This window comes from Burkholderia multivorans ATCC BAA-247 (assembly GCF_000959525.1).
Lineage (GTDB): Bacteria > Pseudomonadota > Gammaproteobacteria > Burkholderiales > Burkholderiaceae > Burkholderia > Burkholderia multivorans.
Map to the genome: position 1 here is coordinate 3,225,002 of NZ_CP009832.1, position 15,938 is coordinate 3,240,939.

A 15,938-nucleotide genomic window follows, 5' to 3' on the forward strand; every position below is an offset into this window, starting at 1 on the left:
TAAGCGCCATGAACACCCCCACCTCCCCCGACACGCCCGACACCGACGGCGCACACATCGCGCGCAGCCGGCTCGACGCGCACCTGGACGCCGCGCCGCGCGCGTGGCCGCTCGACATCGTCGCCGCGACCGGCTCGACCAACGCGGACCTCGCCGCCCGCCTGAAGACGCTGCCGCGCACCGCGCACGCACTGCCCGCGCCGCTCGTGCGCGTCGCGTTCGAGCAGACGGCCGGCCGCGGCCGGCAAGGCCGGCCGTGGTTCGCGCAACCGGGCAACGCGCTGCTGTGTTCGGTCGGCTGCATCGTGCCGCGCCCCGTCGAGGCGCTCGGCGGCCTGAGCATCGCGATCGGCGTCGCGCTCGCGGAAGGCCTCGCGACGCTGCCGCTCGACGCACGCTCGCGCGTCGCGCTCAAATGGCCGAACGACCTGCTGCTGACGGCCGCCGACGACGGCGGCACGTCGCGCATCGTCGGCAAGCTCGCCGGGATCCTGATCGAAACCGTGTGGACCACCGCCGACGCCACCGCCGTCGTGATCGGCTTCGGCATCAACGTGCGCGGCGCGGAAGCCGTCGCCGCGCAGGTCGACGCACTGCGCGCGCGCGAAGCCGCATTGGCGAGCGGACTGCCGCCGGCAGCCCTGTCGATGGCGTGCGCAAGCGCAAACCTCACCGATACGCTCGCCGCGTCGCTGAACGCGCTCACGCCCGCACTCGCGCAGTTCGCGACCGACGGGCTCGCGCCGTTCCTGCCGCGCTGGCATGCGCTGCACGCATACGCGGGCCGCGAAGTCGTGCTGCTCGAACAGGGCGTCGAACGCGCGCGCGGCATCGCGACCGGCATCGATGCGGCCGGCCAGCTGCTGCTCGACACGCCGAACGGCATTCAGGCCATCGCGGCGGGCGACGTGTCGCTGCGCGAAGCGCAATGAGCGAACCGCATCTGCTGATCGATGCCGGCAACAGCCGCATCAAATGGGCGCTCGCCGATGCGCAGCGCACGCTGGTGCGCACCGGCGCGTTCGGCCATACGCGCGACGGCGGCGCCGATCCCGACTGGGCCGACCTGCCGCGTCCGCGCGGCGCATGGATCTCGAACGTGGCGGGCGCCGATGTCGGCGCGCGGCTCGATGCGCTGCTCGATGCCCACTGGCCGGGGCTGCCGCGCACGACGATCCGGTCGCGGCCCGCGCAATGCGGCGTGACGAACGGGTACACGACGCCGGAACAGCTCGGCAGCGATCGCTGGGCCGGGTTGATCGGCGCACGCGCGGCGTTTCCGGACGAACATCTGCTGATCGCGACGTTCGGCACCGCGACGACGCTCGAGGCGCTGCGCGCGGACGGCCGTTTCACCGGCGGGCTGATCGCGCCGGGCTGGGCGCTGATGATGCGCGCGCTCGGCACGCATACCGCGCAGTTGCCGACGCTGACGACCGACATCGCGAGCGGCCTGCTCGCCGATGCACAGGCGCAGCCGTTCCAGGTCGACACGCCGCGCTCGTTGTCGGCCGGCTGCCTCTACGCGCAGGCGGGGCTGATCGAGCGCGCGTGGCGCGATCTCGCGGCGGCCTGGCAGGCACCGGTGCGGCTCGTGCTGGCCGGCGGCGCGGCCGACGAGATCGCGCGCGCGCTGACGCTGCCGCATACGCGGCACGACGCGCTGATCCTGTCCGGCCTCGCGCTGATTGCCGCCGAAGCGAGCGCGCAGGACTGACGGGCCGCGTACGCGTGCCGCAGCCGCGACGCGGACGAAAACCGGCCGCACGGGGCCGCTTCAACTGAATGACGACAGGGAGTTTCGACGATGCTGCGCTGGCTGATCGCTGTTCTCTTTCTCGCCAACCTGATCGCGTTCGCGCTCGCGACCGAGATGGTCGGGCCGCGGCCGGCCGCCGGCGCGCGCGAACCGGGCGTAGTCGCGCGCCAGGTACGCGCCGATGCGCTGCGCGCGACACCGCTTGCGCAAGCGACCGATCAACCGGTCGTCGGCGGGCCGATCGCGCCGCCGGCCGTGGCGACGGAGCCGCTGGCCGCGTCGTCGCCGCGCTAGCGCGCGGGCGTCACTGTTGCGCGCGCACCTTCTTCAACAGCGCGGTCGTCGAGCGATCGTGCTCGAACGGAATCGCGAGCGCGCGGCCGCCCCAGCCGCGCACGAGCGCCGATTCGGGCAGCGCGTCCATGTCGTAGTCGCCGCCCTTCACGAGGACGTCCGGATGAACCGCTTCGATCAGCGACACCGGCGTCTTTTCCTCGAACTTCACGACCCAGTCGACGCTTTCCAGCGCCGCGAGCAGCGCCATCCGGTCGTCTTCGCGGTTGATCGGGCGGTCGTCGCCCTTGCCGAGCATGCGCACCGACGCGTCGCTGTTCACGCCGACGATCAGGCACGCGCCGAGCGCCTTCGCATCGGCGAGATAGGTGACGTGGCCGCGATGCAGGATGTCGAACACGCCGTTCGTGAAGACGACGGGCGCCGGCAGCGATGCGCGCAGCGCGACGAGTGCGTCGCGGGTGATCAGCTTGCGTTCGAAGGAAGCGGGCATGATGAAAGTCGGGCGGATGGGATGAAACGGATCGAGCGGGACGTCCTGCGCGCCGCAGGCGCAATCGGCCCGCGCGATGCCTGAGAAAAAGCCCGTCGGGCAGGCCGGACGGGCTTCGGATCGCGGGCGCCGCGCGGGCCGAGCGGATGCGCCCGCCGCCGCGCCGCGACGGCCGTCAGGCCGGTTGCGCGGACGACGAACCGCTTTCCGACTGCAGACGGTTCGTGACTTCCTTGCGGTAACGGTTCAGTTCCTGCGCGGTCGCGAACGTGCGCTCGAACAGGATCGACAGGTTGTGCAGGATGCGGTCGACGACCTTCTTCTCCCACTCGCCGTCGAAGCGGATCTGCTCGTCGAGCCAGCGCTCGAGCCATTCCGGATCGGGCAGGCGGGACTGCACGGTGTCGCGCGGGAACAGCGCCTGGTTTACGTGCAGGTTCGTCGGGTGCAGCGGCTTCTCGGTGCGGCGCGCCGACGCCATCAGCACGCCGATCTTCGCGAACGCCGCGCGCGCGACGTCGCCGCAATTGTTCAACGCCTTCTTCATGTAGCGCAGATACGCGCCGCCGTGACGCGCTTCGTCGCGCGAGATCGTCTCGTAGATGTGCTTGATCACCGGCTCGGTGTGCCAGTCGGCCGCGCAGCGATACCAGTGGTTCAGACGGATTTCGCCGCAGAAGTGCAGCATCAGCGTCTCGAGCGGCGGCGCCGGGTCGAACTCGAAGCGCACCGCGTGCAGTTCTTCCTCGGTCGGCACGAGCTCCGGCTTGAAGCGGCGCAGGTATTCCATCAGCACGAGCGAATGCTTCTGCTCCTCGAAGAACCACACGCTCATGAACGCGGAAAAATCGCTGTCGTGCTGGTTGTCGCGCAGGAACATTTCCGTCGCCGGCAGCGCCGACCACTCGGTGATCGCATTCATCTTGATCGTCTTCGCCTGCTCGTCGGTGAGCAGCGAAGCGTCAAACTTGTCCCACGGAATGTCTTTCTCCATGTCCCAGCGGACAGCTTCGAGCGATCGGTAAAGTTCCGGATAAAGCATGGTGTTCATGATGGTCCCACCCCTGTTCTGCGCAATGCGACTTCTTTCAACGTGACTGATGCCGCGCGGGCGCATGCGCGCCTTGTGCAGCCAAGACTCAAATTTTACGCGGGAAACCGGCCTCCCGGACGCTGCTTGCGCGTCCGGCAGCCGGGCGGCCGCGTGCCGCCGTGGTACACGCCGCCGCCACGCTCCGCTCGAACGGAACCGGCCGCGCGTGCCTGAATTGGGGGGCCGGCGCTGGCCGGCTCGCTGGCGAACCCGCGCCCGTTCCGGTCGCCCGAACGGGCTCCCCGTACGGCTGCCGGCGCGGCGGGCTGCTCGATATGGTGTATTCGGCGGCGGCCATGATAGCACGCACGCATGACCGTTCCGCGACGCGCACGGCACCGCGCCGAGCGGCGTGCAGGTGCGGCGATCGGTCGCGGTAGCGCGTCGCGAATCCGCAACCGTGACGTGTCAGACCCGCATTTCGCCGGCCGCACGATCGTCGCCGACGCGGGCATCGGGCGCCGTTGCGCTGGCGTCGCGCGTTTCGGCGGCGGGCACGTCGGAGGGCGCATCGCCGCGAGCCGCCGAGCTGCCGACCGCCGAGCTGCCGACCGTCGAGCTGCCGACCGTCGAGCCGCCGACCGCGGAGCCGCCGACCATCGAGCCGCCGCCCGCCATCGCACCGCCCGCCATGCCGCCGTTCCCCATTCCGCCGCCATCCGCCGCGGCGATCCACGCCGCAAGCGTGTCGCGCTGCGCGCGCCCGTCGCGGTAGCCGAGCTCGATCAGTTCGCGCGTGAACGGCTCCTCGAACAGCAGATAGCTCGCGAACGACGCACCGGCCGGCTGGCTGCCGCCGATCGCGCCGAGCAGCCCGCGCATCGTCGCCGGCATCTGCTTCAGGTGCTTCGCGGCGATCAGCTCGATGCGCTCGGACGGCGCGATCGCGAGCACGTCGACGTGCCGCCAGCCGCTGTCGACTTCGACCTGATGCGGCAGGTGCTCGATCATCCGGTTGATGTGCTCGATCCGTTCGATGTCCGAGCCGATCGAGTCGAGGAACACGCTCGCGAGCACCTGCTGGCCGATCTGCGCGAGCGTCGGATAGCCGCGCGCGCGGCCCGCCCCGTTCGCGGCGGGGATTTCCGGGCGCGGATCGGCAGCGCCGACGACGACGATGCGCTGCGCGCCGAAGTGGATCGCCGGAGACAGCGGCGCGATCTGCCGGATCGAGCCGTCGCCGAAGTACTCAATCTGTCCGTCGAGCACGAGCGGCACGGCGGGGAACACGAACGGAATCGCCGACGAGGCGAGCAGGTGCGACGCCGACAGATCGACGAGCCGCGCGGTGCGCTGCGCGCGCCGCCATGCCTGGATCGGCTCGGCCGCCTGGTAGAAGGTCAGGTGGCGGCCGCTCGAATAGCTGAGCGCCGTCACCGCGAGCGCATGCAGCAGGCGCGCTTCGAGCATCTGCTCGATCCGGTGGAAGCTGAGCTCGCGCTGCAGCAGATGCGCGAGCGGCGTGTTGTCGAGCAGCCCGCGCGGCGAGCGGCGCGCGGCCCAGCCGAACGTCATCGTCGCGAGCCAGCGTGCGCCGGCCGCCGCGATGCCGAGCCAGTCGGTGCGATACACGTAGTCGGCGCGCAGATGCTCCCAGAACTCGAGCAACCGCCGCACGCCGTGCGAAAAGTCGTCCGCGTGGCTCGCGATCGACGTCGCGTTGATCGCGCCGGCCGACGATCCGCAGACGACCGCGAACGGCAGCGTATGCCGATGCGGATCGGCCTCGCGCGCGATCTCGGCCAGTGCCTTCAGCACGCCGACCTGATACGCGGCGCGCGCGCCGCCTCCCATCAGAACGAGCGCGAGTCGCATGATCGGCCTGCTAGTCGCGCATCACGTCGCGCGTTTCGGCGGACGCGTTTCGGGCGACGAAGCGGCTGCCGCGCGCGCCGCCGCCGAGCCGGCCGGCTTCGCGCGCTTCGCCGCCGGCTTGCGCGGCGCGGCCGCGGCCGCGGGTGCGGGCTCGGGTGTGGACTCCGGTGCGTCGCCCGGCTCCTCGGCGCCTTCCGCGGCGGCCGCGCCATCGGGCGACGCCGCGCCGGGCGCCATTCCGGGCTGCGCCATCGCGAGGCTCGCGAGCTGATTGAACTGCGCCTGCAGCAGGTTCCACCAGCCGGCCGGATCGAACGACTGATTCGGCTGCTGCGCGGCGTCGCGCTCCGGCGGCGCATCGGCGCCGGCCGACGCGTCGCCCGCCTGCGGCTTCGGCTGCGCGGTCTCGCCGAGCGGCGCGGTCGCGGCCTTGGCCGCCGCGACGGCCGCATCCTCGGCCGCCGACATCGAACTCTGCGCGAACGCGCCGAACGCCCGCAGCGTCGCGAGCGTCGCGCGCTGCACTTCGAGCGCCTGGATCGCGGACTGCAGCATGCCGAGGTTCAGCTTCAGCCATTGCTCGACCGCGCGCAGATCGGTGATCCGCTTGTCGAGTTCCTCGACGTTCGTGAGCGGCGCCATCATGTCGGACATGCTCGACAGCGACGGCGGCAGCCCGGACGCGGCGCCCGGAAACGGCGCCATCGCGCCGAACGGCGACATCCGCATCATGTCCCACATGCGCTCGAGCATGTCGGCGGGCTTGAAGCCGGCAAAGCCGGCGAAGGGGTTGGAGCCGGGGGCATCGGTCGTCATACGGGCATCCTGATTGGACTGGGGAGCACGCGGCCGGCATCCGAGCACGATCGCGTGTTTCGATCATAGCGCGCGTCAGAACGGCGCGTCGCCGGGAAACGCGGGCGGGCGCCGCTCGCGCAGCGAACGGAGGCCCTCCTGCACGTCGGGCCCCGAAAAGCCCATGAATTCCAGCGCGAGCGACGTATCGAAGGTCGGCCCGGCCGTGCGCAGCCAGTTGTTGAGCGCGTACTTCGTCCAGCGGATCGCCGACTGCGACCCGTTCGCGAGCCGCTCGGCCACCTCGTAGGCCTTCGGCACCAGATCGGCCGGCTCGACCGCGAGCGACACGAGGCCGATGCGCTCCGCCTCTTCGCCGCTCACCGGCTCGCACAGCATCAGGTAGTACTTCGCCTTCGCCATCCCGCACAGCAGCGGCCACACGATCGCCGCGTGATCGCCGGCCGCGACGCCGAGCCGCGTATGGCCGTCGATGATCCGCGCATCCTTCGCGGCGATCGAGATGTCGGCGAGCAGCCCCGCGACGAGCCCCGCGCCGACCGCCGGGCCGTGCATCGCGGACACGATCGGCTTGCTGCAGTTGATCACGTTGTAGACGAGGTCGCGCGCTTCGCGCCATACGCGGGCGCGCACGTCGTAGTCGTTGGCCATCGCTTCGACGAGCGCGAGATCGCCGCCCGCCGAGAAGCCCTTGCCTTCGCCGCGAATCACGGCGACGCGCGTGTCGGGATCGCGATCGACGTCGCGCCAGATGTCCGCGAGCTCGCGATGCATCTGCGCGTTCGCGGTCGCGAGGCCGCTGCGGTTCGCGCCCTCGCCGCTCATCACGATGTCGAGCACGCCGTGTTCGCGGCGCGTCACCTTCAATGCTTGATAACCGCCGTACGCGGCGAGATCGGCCATGCGCTGCTCCTGGGTCGAGGCTGTCGAATCGAGTGTAGTCAAGCCCGCGCGCGCAAACATCGGGCGAAACCCGGCGCGGGCCGGCCCGGCGACCGTGCGTCGCCGCACACCGCACGCGTCACGCGACGCCGTCGGGCGGCGCGACCGACTGCTCGATCGCACCGAAGATCGACTTGCCGGCCGGATCGAACATCTCGATGCGCACGGTGTCGCCGTAGCGCATGAATTCCGTCTGCGGCGCGCCGTGCTCGATCGTCTCGAGGCAGCGCTTCTCGGCGATGCAGCAGTAGCCGCGCTTCGCGTCCTTGTTCGATACGGTACCGGAGCCGACGATCGAGCCCGCGCGCAGATTGCGCGTCTTCGCCGCGTGCGCGATCAGCTGGCCGAAATGAAACACCATGTCGGTGCCCGCGTCGGGCTGGCCGACCTTCTTGCCGTTCCAGTGGACGATCATCGGGCGGTGCACGCGGCCTTCGCTCCACGCGTCGCCGAGTTCGTCCGGCGTCACCGCGACCGGCGCGAACGCGGTCGCGGGCTTGCTCTGGAAGAAGCCGAATCCCTTCGCGAGCTCGGCCGGGATCAGGTTGCGCAGCGACACGTCGTTCACGAGCGTGATGAGCCGCACGGCCTTCAACGCCTCGTCCGGCGAGGCGCTCATCGGCACGTCGCCCGTGATCACCGCGACTTCCGCTTCGAAATCGATGCCCCACGCTTCGGACGGACACACGATGTCGTCGCGCGCGCCGAGGAAATCGTCGCTGCCGCCCTGGTACATCAGCGGATCGGTCCAGAACTCGGGCGGCATCTCGGCGCCGCGCGCGCGACGCACGAGCTCGACGTGGTTCACGTACGCGGAGCCGTCCGCCCACTGGAACGCGCGCGGCAGCGGCGCCATGCAGTGAGCGGGATCGAACGGAAACGCGCGGCGCGCGCGGCCGTGATTCAGCGCGTCGTACAGCTCGCGCAGCTGCGGCGCGTAGAACGCCCAGTCGTCGAGGACGCGCTGCAGCGTCGGTGCGATCGTGTCGGCGATCGCCGCGGTGTGCAGGTCGCGCGACACGACGATCAGCTGGCCGTCGCGCGTGCCGTCCTTCAGCGAAGCAAGTTTCATAAGGGAATCTGCCGTTGTGGTGACGATGGAGGGAATCTATTTTACGATGGTGAATCCGCGCGGCGCGGGAGTCTCTCGCGCGCCGCTTCCGTCCCGATCCTTGCCGCGTTCCGCGCCCTGCTTCCATGTCCGCCAGCCCGCTTCCCGACGACGAACTCGCCGATTCCGACACCGACGACGCCGCAGCCGGCGAGCACGGCGAGAAGGTGCGCTCGGGCATCCAGTCGATCGAGGTCGGCTTCCGGCTGCTCGACGTGCTGACGAGCGAGCCGCGCGCGATGATGCTGCGCGATCTCGCGCAGCGCGCGGGCATGAGCCCTGCGAAGGCGCACCGCTATCTCGTGAGCTTCCTGCGGCTCGGCGTCGTGTCGCAGGACCCTGTGTCGGGGCGCTACGAGCTCGGCGGCTTCGCGCTGCAGATGGGGCTCGCGCGGCTCGCGCGCGTCGACGGCGTGAAGCTCGCGCGTATCGCGCTGACCGAATTCCGCGATCGGCTCGACCAGACGGTCGGCATCGCCGTATGGGGCAATCAGGGGCCGACGATCGTGCACTGGATGGAATCGAGCCATCCGGCGAAGGCGTCGCTGAAGCTCGGCGACGTGATGCCGCTGCTCGGCTCCGCGACGGGCCTGCTGTTCGCTGCCTATCTGCCGCGCAGCAAGACCGCCGCGATGCTCGAACGCGAACTCGCCGACACGCGGCGCTCGCCGCATCACGGCGGCCCGCGCACGCTCGACGAGGTCGAAGCGATGCTCGCGGACGTGCGCACGCACGAGGCGGCGCGCGTCGAAGGCATGCTGCTGCCGACCATTCACGCGTTCTGCATGCCGGTGTTCGATGCGGTCGGCGAACTCGCGCTCGGGATCGTCGCACTCGGCCACGAAGGCACGTTCGACATCGCGTGGGGCGGCGAAATCGACACCGCGCTGCGCGCATGCGCGCGCAAGCTGTCGTACGAACTCGGCTATAGTCCGGTCGCGCGCGACGCCTGATGCGCGCGACGCGCCGCGAACGCGCGGCGCATCCGACGGTCCGACGTGCGATGACGCGCGCGTCGCGCGTCCCACCCCCGTTCCGACTGCCGATGCCGCACGCCGACACCCGTCCTCGTCCCGCTTCGCTCCGCCGCTGGCGGCGCGTGGGCGTTGCGCTCGTCGTCGCGCTCGTGCTGCACGCGCTCGCCGCGCTGTGGCTCGTGCGCAACCGCGAGTCGTTCACGCCGACGCCGCCGGCCGACGTGCCGGTCCAGGTCGAATTGCTGAAAACGCAGCCGATCGAGCGCGCGCCCGCGCCGCAGCCGCCTGCGCATGCAGCGCCGGCCGCGCCTGGGCCGGCCGCGCCCAAGCCGGCGCGCGCGGCGGCGCAGGAGCAGGTCTTGACGTCGACGCAGACCGACGCGCACGGCGCCCCGCCGGCCGCCGCGTCGGCCGCGAGCGGCGTGCCCGGCGCATCGTCGGCGCAGCCCGCATCGGCGCCCGCCGGCGCAAGCGGCGCGGCCACGCCCGGCCCCGCGACGCACGGCGTGAAGTTCGCGGTGCCGCCGTCCGGCGACCTGCAATACGACACGTTCTACAACGGGATGCAAAACATGATCGGTACGATCCACTGGCGCACCGACGGACGCACGTACGATCTGTCGGTGTCGATGCCCGTGCCGTTCATCGGGCCGTTCGACTACCGCAGCGAGGGCCGCATCGACGCCTTCGGCCTCGCGCCCGACCGCTACGTCGAAAAGCGCGGCCGGCGGCCCGAGGACATCGCGGTCTTCAATCGCGAGCAGCATCAGGTCGTATTCACGCGCACGCCGAACAACGCGCCGCTGCCCGACGGCGTGCAGGACCGCTTCAGCATGCTGATCCAACTGTCGAGCCTCGTGCGCGGCAATCCGTCCGCGTACAAGCCGGGCGTCACGCAACAGTTCTTCGTGATCGACAACAACAGCGGCGAGAACTGGCCGATCGCGGTGATCGGCGACGAATCGGTGCAGACGCAGGGCGGCATCGTGCAGGCGCGCCATTTCATGCGGCTGCCGCGCCGCGACGGCGACACGCGACGCATCGACATGTGGCTCGCGCCGTCGGTCGGCTGGCTGCCGGTGCGGCTCGTGCAGACCGAGCCGAATGGCGCGCAGATCGAACTGCTGTGGCACGGCCCGCTCGCACCGCCCGACAAGCCCGCCGACGCGGCACCGGCCGCCGCGACATCGGCCGCCGCGGCATCGGCCGCCGCGGCATCGGCCGCCGCAATGAACGCGCCTGCGGCCGCGACGCCGCCCGAGCCGGCGACGGCCGACGCATCGACGCCTGTCGCGTCCGCATCGGTGCCCGCGCAACCGCCGCCCGCGCCCGCCGAGCCGGTCGCATCGGCACCCGGCACGCCGTAAAACGACGCGAAATCGGCAATTTCGACCGATTAAAGATCGTCGTGAAATGGCCGATGACATTCTTTAACAACTATTTCAGTGCACCGGCCGACAATAGGAAACGTTTGATAAGTATCGGTTTCTAACCGAGACACCCCGCAACACGGGAACGGGGTGTGCAGCACAAGCCCCTTGAAACCGGCGAAGGCTGCCCCACGTAGGGGACAACAAGGCCAGATGCCACTGCGAAGAGGAGTGCCGCCATGCAAATGATCTACAACAGCCCCAACTACTGCGTCGTCGAATTTGCGCCGCAGGCCGGCCACCATCTGATGAATGCCGGTGGATACGAAATCGTCGACAAGAACGCGCAGCGCGAGATTTTCATCGACGGCGAACTGGCCGAGCGGTTCCGCGAGCACGTGAAGCAGCTGATCGAGGAAGAGCCGACGCTCGATGAAGTCGACGAATTCCTCGGACAGTTCGACAGCCTGATGATGATGCCCGTCGTCCTCCACTGACGGCTCACGGCCCGGCGCGATGCGCGACCGGGCCATTTGCCGCGCATCGCGCGGCGTGCGAGCACTCCGATCATGCCCCTGCCCGGTTCGCCGGGCCGGGGCTTTTCGTTTGATGGCCGCGCCGCGCATCGGTTGCGCGGGCAACGCATCGCGCGTCGCACGCCGCCGTCGAACGCGCGACCGTGCAGCTGCGGCACGCCCCGCCTCCTGAGCCGCGCCGGTCGCGCGTCACGCCACGCGCCACGCGCCATACGCCCGGCGCCACGCATCGCGGGCCGCGCCGCGCCGCGCGAGGCCAGGCGGCCGCGCGGCGCACCGGCTACAATGTCGGTTTCCCGTCTTCGCCGCTCTTTCGCCATGTCCGCGACTCCTACCGCCGCTTCCGCCGCCCCGCTCGACGCGTCCTACACGCGCGGCGCCGAACTGCCCGCGCTGCTGAAATCGCGGATCCTGATCCTCGACGGCGCGATGGGCACGATGATCCAGCGCTACAAGCTCGACGAAGCCGCGTATCGCGGCGAGCGCTTCAAGGATTTCCCGCGCGACGTGAAGGGCAATAACGAGCTGCTGTCGATCACGCAGCCGCAGGTGATCCGCGAGATCCACGACCAGTACTTCGCGGCGGGCGCCGACATCGTCGAAACCAATACGTTCGGCGCGACGACGGTCGCGCAGGCCGACTACGGGATGGAAGACCTCGTCGTCGAGATGAACGTCGAATCGGCGAAGCTCGCGCGCGCGTCGGCCGCGCAGTACGCGACGCCCGACAAGCCGCGCTTCGTCGCCGGCGCGATCGGGCCGACGCCAAAGACGGCGAGCATCTCGCCCGACGTCAACGATCCGGGCGCGCGCAACGTGACGTTCGACGAGCTGCGCGACGCGTACTACATGCAGGCGAAGGCGCTGCTCGACGGCGGCGTCGATCTGTTCCTCGTCGAGACGATCTTCGACACGCTGAACGCGAAGGCCGCGCTGTTCGCGCTCGACCAGCTGTTCGAGGACACCGGCGAGCGTCTGCCGATCATGATCTCGGGCACCGTGACCGACGCGTCGGGCCGCATCCTGTCGGGCCAGACCGTCGAGGCGTTCTGGAATTCGCTGCGCCACGCGAAGCCGCTCACGTTCGGCCTGAACTGCGCACTCGGCGCGGCGCTGATGCGCCCGTACATCGCCGAGCTCGCGAAGCTCTGCGACACGTTCGTCTCGTGCTATCCGAACGCGGGCCTGCCGAACCCGATGGCCGAAACCGGCTTCGACGAGACGCCCGACGTCACGTCGGGGCTGCTGCGCGAGTTCGCGCAAGCCGGCCTCGTGAACCTCGCCGGCGGCTGCTGCGGCACGACGCCCGAGCACATCGCCGAGATCGCGAAGGCGCTCGCCGACGTGAAGCCGCGCCGCTGGCCGAGCCAGTACAGCGAAGCCGCCTGATCCGACTGCCCGAAGCACGCCCCTCATTACACGAATTCGCACCGCCATGACCGATCACACGATGCGCCTTGCCGGCCTCGAGCCGTTCAACGTCACGTCCGGAACGCTCTTCATCAACGTCGGCGAACGCACCAACGTCACCGGCTCGAAGGCGTTCGCCCGGATGATCCTCAACGGCCAGTTCGACGAGGCGCTCGCGGTCGCGCGCCAGCAGGTCGAAAACGGCGCGCAGGTGATCGACGTCAACATGGACGAGGCGATGCTCGATTCGAAGGCGGCGATGGTGCGCTTCCTGAATCTGATCGCGTCGGAGCCGGACATCGCGCGCGTGCCGATCATGATCGACTCGTCGAAGTGGGACGTGATCGAGGCCGGTCTCAAGTGCGTGCAGGGCAAGGCGATCGTGAACTCGATCTCGCTGAAGGAAGGCGAGGACGCGTTCGTCCATCACGCGAAGCTGATCCGCCGCTACGGCGCGGCGGCCGTCGTGATGGCATTCGACGAGCAGGGCCAGGCCGACACGTTCGCGCGCAAGACCGAAATCTGCCGGCGTTCCTACGACGTGCTCGTGAACCGCTGCGGCTTTCCGCCCGAGGACATCATCTTCGATCCGAACATCTTCGCGGTCGCGACCGGCATCGAGGAGCACAACAACTACGCGGTCGACTTCATCGAAGCGACGCGCTGGATCAAGCAGAACCTGCCGTACGCAAAGGTGAGCGGCGGCGTCTCGAACGTGTCGTTCTCGTTCCGCGGCAACGATCCGGTGCGCGAGGCGATCCACACGGTGTTCCTCTACCACGCGATCCAGGCCGGGATGGACATGGGGATCGTCAACGCGGGCCAGCTCGGCGTGTATGCGGATCTCGATCCGGAGCTGCGCGAGCGCGTCGAGGACGTGATCCTGAACCGCCGCCCCGACTCCACCGACCGGCTGCTCGAGATCGCCGACAAGTTCAAGACCGGCGCCGCGAAGAAGGAAGAGAACCTCGAGTGGCGCAACCAGCCGGTCGAGAAGCGGCTCGCGCACGCGCTCGTGCACGGCATCACGAACTTCATCGTCGAGGATACCGAGGAAGCGCGCGTGAAGATCGCCGCGGCCGGCGGCCGCCCGATCAACGTGATCGAGGGGCCGCTGATGGACGGCATGAACATCGTCGGCGACCTGTTCGGCCAGGGCAAGATGTTCCTGCCGCAGGTCGTGAAGTCCGCGCGCGTGATGAAGCAGGCGGTCGCCCATCTGATCCCGTTCATCGAGGAAGAAAAGCGGCTGCTCGCGGAAGCGGGCGGCGACGTGCGCGCGAAGGGCAAGATCGTGATCGCGACCGTCAAGGGCGACGTGCACGACATCGGCAAGAACATCGTGTCGGTCGTGCTCCAGTGCAACAACTTCGAAGTCGTCAACATGGGCGTGATGGTGCCGTGCAACGAGATCCTCGCGAAGGCGAAGGTCGAAGGCGCGGACATCATCGGGCTGTCCGGCCTGATCACGCCGAGCCTCGAGGAAATGGCCTACGTTGCCTCCGAAATGCAGCGCGACGACTATTTCCGCGTGAAGAAGATTCCGCTGCTGATCGGCGGCGCGACCACGTCGCGCGTGCACACGGCCGTGAAGATCGCGCCGAACTACGAGGGCCCGGTCGTCTACGTGCCCGATGCGTCGCGCTCGGTGTCGGTCGCATCGAGCCTGCTGTCCGACGAAGGCGCGGCCAAGTACCTCGACGAGCTGAAGGCCGACTACGAGCGGATCCGCGATCAGCACGCGAACCGCAAGGCGCAGCCGATGGTGACGCTCGCCGAGGCGCGCGCGAACAAGACGAAGATCGACTGGGCGAACTACACGCCGGTGAAGCCGAAGTTCATCGGCCGCCGCGTATTCAGGAACTACGACCTGAACGAACTCGCGAACTTCATCGACTGGGGTCCGTTCTTCCAGACCTGGGATCTCGCGGGCCCGTACCCGGCGATCCTGAACGACGAGATCGTCGGCGAATCGGCGCGCCGCGTGTTCTCCGACGCGAAGTCGATGCTCGCGCGGCTGATCCAGGGTCGCTGGCTGACCGCGAACGGCGTGATCGCGCTGCTGCCGGCGAATAGCGTCAACGACGACGACATCGAGATCTACACCGACGAATCGCGCACCGACGTGCTGCTCACGTGGCGCAACCTGCGCCAGCAGAGCGTGCGTCCCGTCGTCGACGGCGTGATGCGGCCGAACCGCTCGCTCGCCGACTTCATCGCGCCGAAGGAATCGGGCGTCGCCGACTACATCGGGATGTTCGCGGTGACGGCCGGCCTCGGTGTCGATGCGAAGGAAAAGCAGTTCGAAGCCGATCACGACGACTACAGCGCGATCATGCTGAAGGCGCTCGCGGACCGCTTCGCGGAAGCGTTCGCCGAAGCGATGCACGCGCGCGTGCGCCGCGAGCTGTGGGGCTATGCGAGCGACGAGACGCTCGACAACGACGCACTGATCGCCGAAAAGTACACGGGCATCCGCCCCGCGCCCGGCTATCCGGCATGCCCGGACCACCTCGTCAAACGCGACATGTTTGCCGCGCTGCACGCGGACGAGATCGGCATGAGCGTCACCGATTCGCTGGCGATGCTGCCGGCCGCGAGCGTGTCGGGCTTCTATCTCGCGCATCCGGACAGCCGCTACTTCTCGGTCGGGAAAATCGGTCAGGATCAGCTCGAGGACTACGCGCGCCGGATGGCGCTGTCGCTCGACGACGCGCGCCGCGCGCTCGCGCCGCAGCTCTGAATGCGGCCGCGCGCCGCGGCCGTTTCGTCAGACAAAAAAAGCCCGCGCGAACGCGGGCTTTTTGCTTCGTTGCGGCTCGTGCGGACGGCGGCGGTCGCAGTGGCGCTCAGAAGCCCCAGTGCACGTCGGCCTGAGCGGCCTTCGCTTCGCGCAGCATCGCGAGGAACGGCGCGACGCGCTGCGCGAGGCTCGGCGGCACTTCGTGGTGCGCGTGGTCGGCGTCGTCTTCATGGAAATGGCCGGCGTGCTCGGCGCGCTCCTGCTTCGCCTGCGCGACCGCGTCTTCCAGCTTCGCGATCGCGTGATCGAGTTCGTCGTGCGTAATCACGCCGCGTTCGCCGAGTTGCTTGCCGACGAGGCCCAGCACATACACGGCGAAATCCTTCAGCACGTCGAGATCCTGTGCCGCCTTGCTCTTGAACGTAATCATGACAATTCCCTTTTCATCTTGTTGTGCCTGCGGGGCCCGCGTTGCGGAACGCCGGCAGACCGGCGTCCGGCCTCGCGGACGCGGGGCGCCTGAGCGGCATATTAGCACCTGTTAAAATTCTGCGATCCCTGAAACGCGCGCCGCTGCGG

Annotated in this window: 15 protein-coding genes; 8 read left to right on the forward strand and 7 right to left on the reverse strand. The window is 69.3% G+C overall.

Going from position 1 to position 15,938, the window contains the following annotated elements; all coding sequences use genetic code 11:
• Positions 1–8: 8 nt before the first annotated feature.
• From NP80_RS27460 to NP80_RS27470, 3 genes are all read left to right on the forward strand, one after another.
• Entirely contained in the window at positions 9–932 is a 924-nt protein-coding gene (locus tag NP80_RS27460; protein WP_006409904.1) for a biotin--[acetyl-CoA-carboxylase] ligase, read from the forward strand.
• Positions 929–1,717: a type III pantothenate kinase gene (locus NP80_RS27465; RefSeq protein WP_006409902.1), complete on the forward strand. Its 789-nt coding sequence runs from the start codon at positions 929–931 to the stop codon at positions 1,715–1,717. Before NP80_RS27460 ends, NP80_RS27465 begins: the two co-directional genes overlap by 4 nt.
• A 90-nt stretch (positions 1,718–1,807) precedes the next feature.
• Positions 1,808–2,053 (forward strand): hypothetical protein, encoded by a 246-nt coding sequence (locus NP80_RS27470; protein WP_006409905.1) that lies wholly within the window; start codon positions 1,808–1,810, stop codon positions 2,051–2,053.
• Between the two features lie 10 nt (positions 2,054–2,063).
• On the opposite strand, the gene rfaE2 is transcribed toward NP80_RS27470, so the two are convergent.
• The 6 genes from rfaE2 to NP80_RS27500 all read right to left on the reverse strand — a co-directional run bounded on the left by rfaE2 (position 2,064) and on the right by NP80_RS27500 (position 8,284).
• On the reverse strand, positions 2,064–2,546 hold the full coding sequence (rfaE2, locus tag NP80_RS27475) for a D-glycero-beta-D-manno-heptose 1-phosphate adenylyltransferase (RefSeq protein ID WP_006409907.1): 483 nt from the start codon (positions 2,544–2,546) through the stop codon (positions 2,064–2,066).
• Between the two features lie 175 nt (positions 2,547–2,721).
• A complete protein-coding gene (locus tag NP80_RS27480) occupies positions 2,722–3,597 on the reverse strand; it encodes a ferritin-like domain-containing protein (RefSeq protein ID WP_012212630.1) in 876 nt (291 codons plus the stop codon).
• A 450-nt stretch (positions 3,598–4,047) separates the two neighbouring features.
• Positions 4,048–5,454, reverse strand: a complete 1,407-nt coding sequence (locus tag NP80_RS27485) for a patatin-like phospholipase family protein (RefSeq protein WP_045594284.1) — start codon at positions 5,452–5,454, stop codon at positions 4,048–4,050.
• A gap of 21 nt (positions 5,455–5,475) precedes the next feature.
• The gene (locus tag NP80_RS27490) at positions 5,476–6,270 is read right to left on the reverse strand and encodes a PhaM family polyhydroxyalkanoate granule multifunctional regulatory protein (protein ID WP_045594286.1); all 795 of its coding nucleotides are present in this window, start codon (positions 6,268–6,270) and stop codon (positions 5,476–5,478) included.
• Positions 6,271–6,345: 75 nt separating this feature from the next.
• Positions 6,346–7,173: an enoyl-CoA hydratase/isomerase family protein gene (locus NP80_RS27495; RefSeq protein ID WP_006411623.1), complete on the reverse strand. Its 828-nt coding sequence runs from the start codon at positions 7,171–7,173 to the stop codon at positions 6,346–6,348.
• Positions 7,174–7,291: 118 nt separating this feature from the next.
• Positions 7,292–8,284, reverse strand: a complete 993-nt coding sequence (locus NP80_RS27500) for a fumarylacetoacetate hydrolase family protein (protein ID WP_006411624.1) — start codon at positions 8,282–8,284, stop codon at positions 7,292–7,294.
• Between the two features lie 125 nt (positions 8,285–8,409).
• Between NP80_RS27500 and NP80_RS27505 the strand changes: the two genes are divergently transcribed.
• The 5 genes from NP80_RS27505 to metH all read left to right on the forward strand — a co-directional run bounded on the left by NP80_RS27505 (position 8,410) and on the right by metH (position 15,359).
• Positions 8,410–9,276 carry an IclR family transcriptional regulator gene (locus NP80_RS27505; RefSeq protein WP_006411622.1) on the forward strand — a complete coding sequence of 289 codons (867 nt, stop codon included), beginning with the start codon at positions 8,410–8,412 and terminating at the stop codon, positions 9,274–9,276.
• A gap of 92 nt (positions 9,277–9,368) precedes the next feature.
• Entirely contained in the window at positions 9,369–10,667 is a 1,299-nt protein-coding gene (locus tag NP80_RS27510) for a DUF3108 domain-containing protein (protein WP_045594369.1), read from the forward strand.
• Between the two features lie 242 nt (positions 10,668–10,909).
• Positions 10,910–11,167: a BTH_I0359 family protein gene (locus NP80_RS27515; RefSeq protein WP_006398119.1), complete on the forward strand. Its 258-nt coding sequence runs from the start codon at positions 10,910–10,912 to the stop codon at positions 11,165–11,167.
• A 357-nt stretch (positions 11,168–11,524) separates the two neighbouring features.
• Complete coding sequence (locus NP80_RS27520; RefSeq protein ID WP_006398117.1) at positions 11,525–12,595, forward strand: homocysteine S-methyltransferase family protein; 1,071 nt, start codon at positions 11,525–11,527, stop codon at positions 12,593–12,595.
• Between the two features lie 46 nt (positions 12,596–12,641).
• Positions 12,642–15,359, forward strand: a complete 2,718-nt coding sequence (metH, locus tag NP80_RS27525; protein WP_006410865.1) for a methionine synthase — start codon at positions 12,642–12,644, stop codon at positions 15,357–15,359.
• Between the two features lie 106 nt (positions 15,360–15,465).
• Here the strand turns inward: metH and NP80_RS27530 are convergent, their stop codons facing one another.
• Positions 15,466–15,789, reverse strand: coding sequence for a DUF1840 domain-containing protein (locus tag NP80_RS27530; protein WP_006407093.1), 324 nt, complete (start codon positions 15,787–15,789; stop codon positions 15,466–15,468).
• Positions 15,790–15,938: the final 149 nt, after the last annotated feature.

Excerpts from the sequence above, each read along its gene's own strand:
- NP80_RS27460 (WP_006409904.1), top strand. The coding sequence starts at position 9 with ATGAACACCCCCACCTCCCCCGACACGCCCGACACCGACGGCGCACAC.
- NP80_RS27465 (WP_006409902.1), top strand. The coding sequence starts at position 929 with ATGAGCGAACCGCATCTGCTGATCGATGCCGGCAACAGCCGCATCAAA.
- NP80_RS27470 (WP_006409905.1), top strand. The coding sequence starts at position 1,808 with ATGCTGCGCTGGCTGATCGCTGTTCTCTTTCTCGCCAACCTGATCGCG.
- rfaE2 (WP_006409907.1), bottom strand. The coding sequence starts at position 2,546 with ATGCCCGCTTCCTTCGAACGCAAGCTGATCACCCGCGACGCACTCGTC.
- NP80_RS27480 (WP_012212630.1), bottom strand. The coding sequence starts at position 3,597 with ATGAACACCATGCTTTATCCGGAACTTTACCGATCGCTCGAAGCTGTC.
- NP80_RS27485 (WP_045594284.1), bottom strand. The coding sequence starts at position 5,454 with ATGCGACTCGCGCTCGTTCTGATGGGAGGCGGCGCGCGCGCCGCGTAT.
- NP80_RS27490 (WP_045594286.1), bottom strand. The coding sequence starts at position 6,270 with ATGACGACCGATGCCCCCGGCTCCAACCCCTTCGCCGGCTTTGCCGGC.
- NP80_RS27495 (WP_006411623.1), bottom strand. The coding sequence starts at position 7,173 with ATGGCCGATCTCGCCGCGTACGGCGGTTATCAAGCATTGAAGGTGACG.
- NP80_RS27500 (WP_006411624.1), bottom strand. The coding sequence starts at position 8,284 with ATGAAACTTGCTTCGCTGAAGGACGGCACGCGCGACGGCCAGCTGATC.
- NP80_RS27505 (WP_006411622.1), top strand. The coding sequence starts at position 8,410 with ATGTCCGCCAGCCCGCTTCCCGACGACGAACTCGCCGATTCCGACACC.
- NP80_RS27510 (WP_045594369.1), top strand. The coding sequence starts at position 9,369 with ATGCCGCACGCCGACACCCGTCCTCGTCCCGCTTCGCTCCGCCGCTGG.
- NP80_RS27515 (WP_006398119.1), top strand. The coding sequence starts at position 10,910 with ATGCAAATGATCTACAACAGCCCCAACTACTGCGTCGTCGAATTTGCG.
- NP80_RS27520 (WP_006398117.1), top strand. The coding sequence starts at position 11,525 with ATGTCCGCGACTCCTACCGCCGCTTCCGCCGCCCCGCTCGACGCGTCC.
- metH (WP_006410865.1), top strand. The coding sequence starts at position 12,642 with ATGACCGATCACACGATGCGCCTTGCCGGCCTCGAGCCGTTCAACGTC.
- NP80_RS27530 (WP_006407093.1), bottom strand. The coding sequence starts at position 15,789 with ATGATTACGTTCAAGAGCAAGGCGGCACAGGATCTCGACGTGCTGAAG.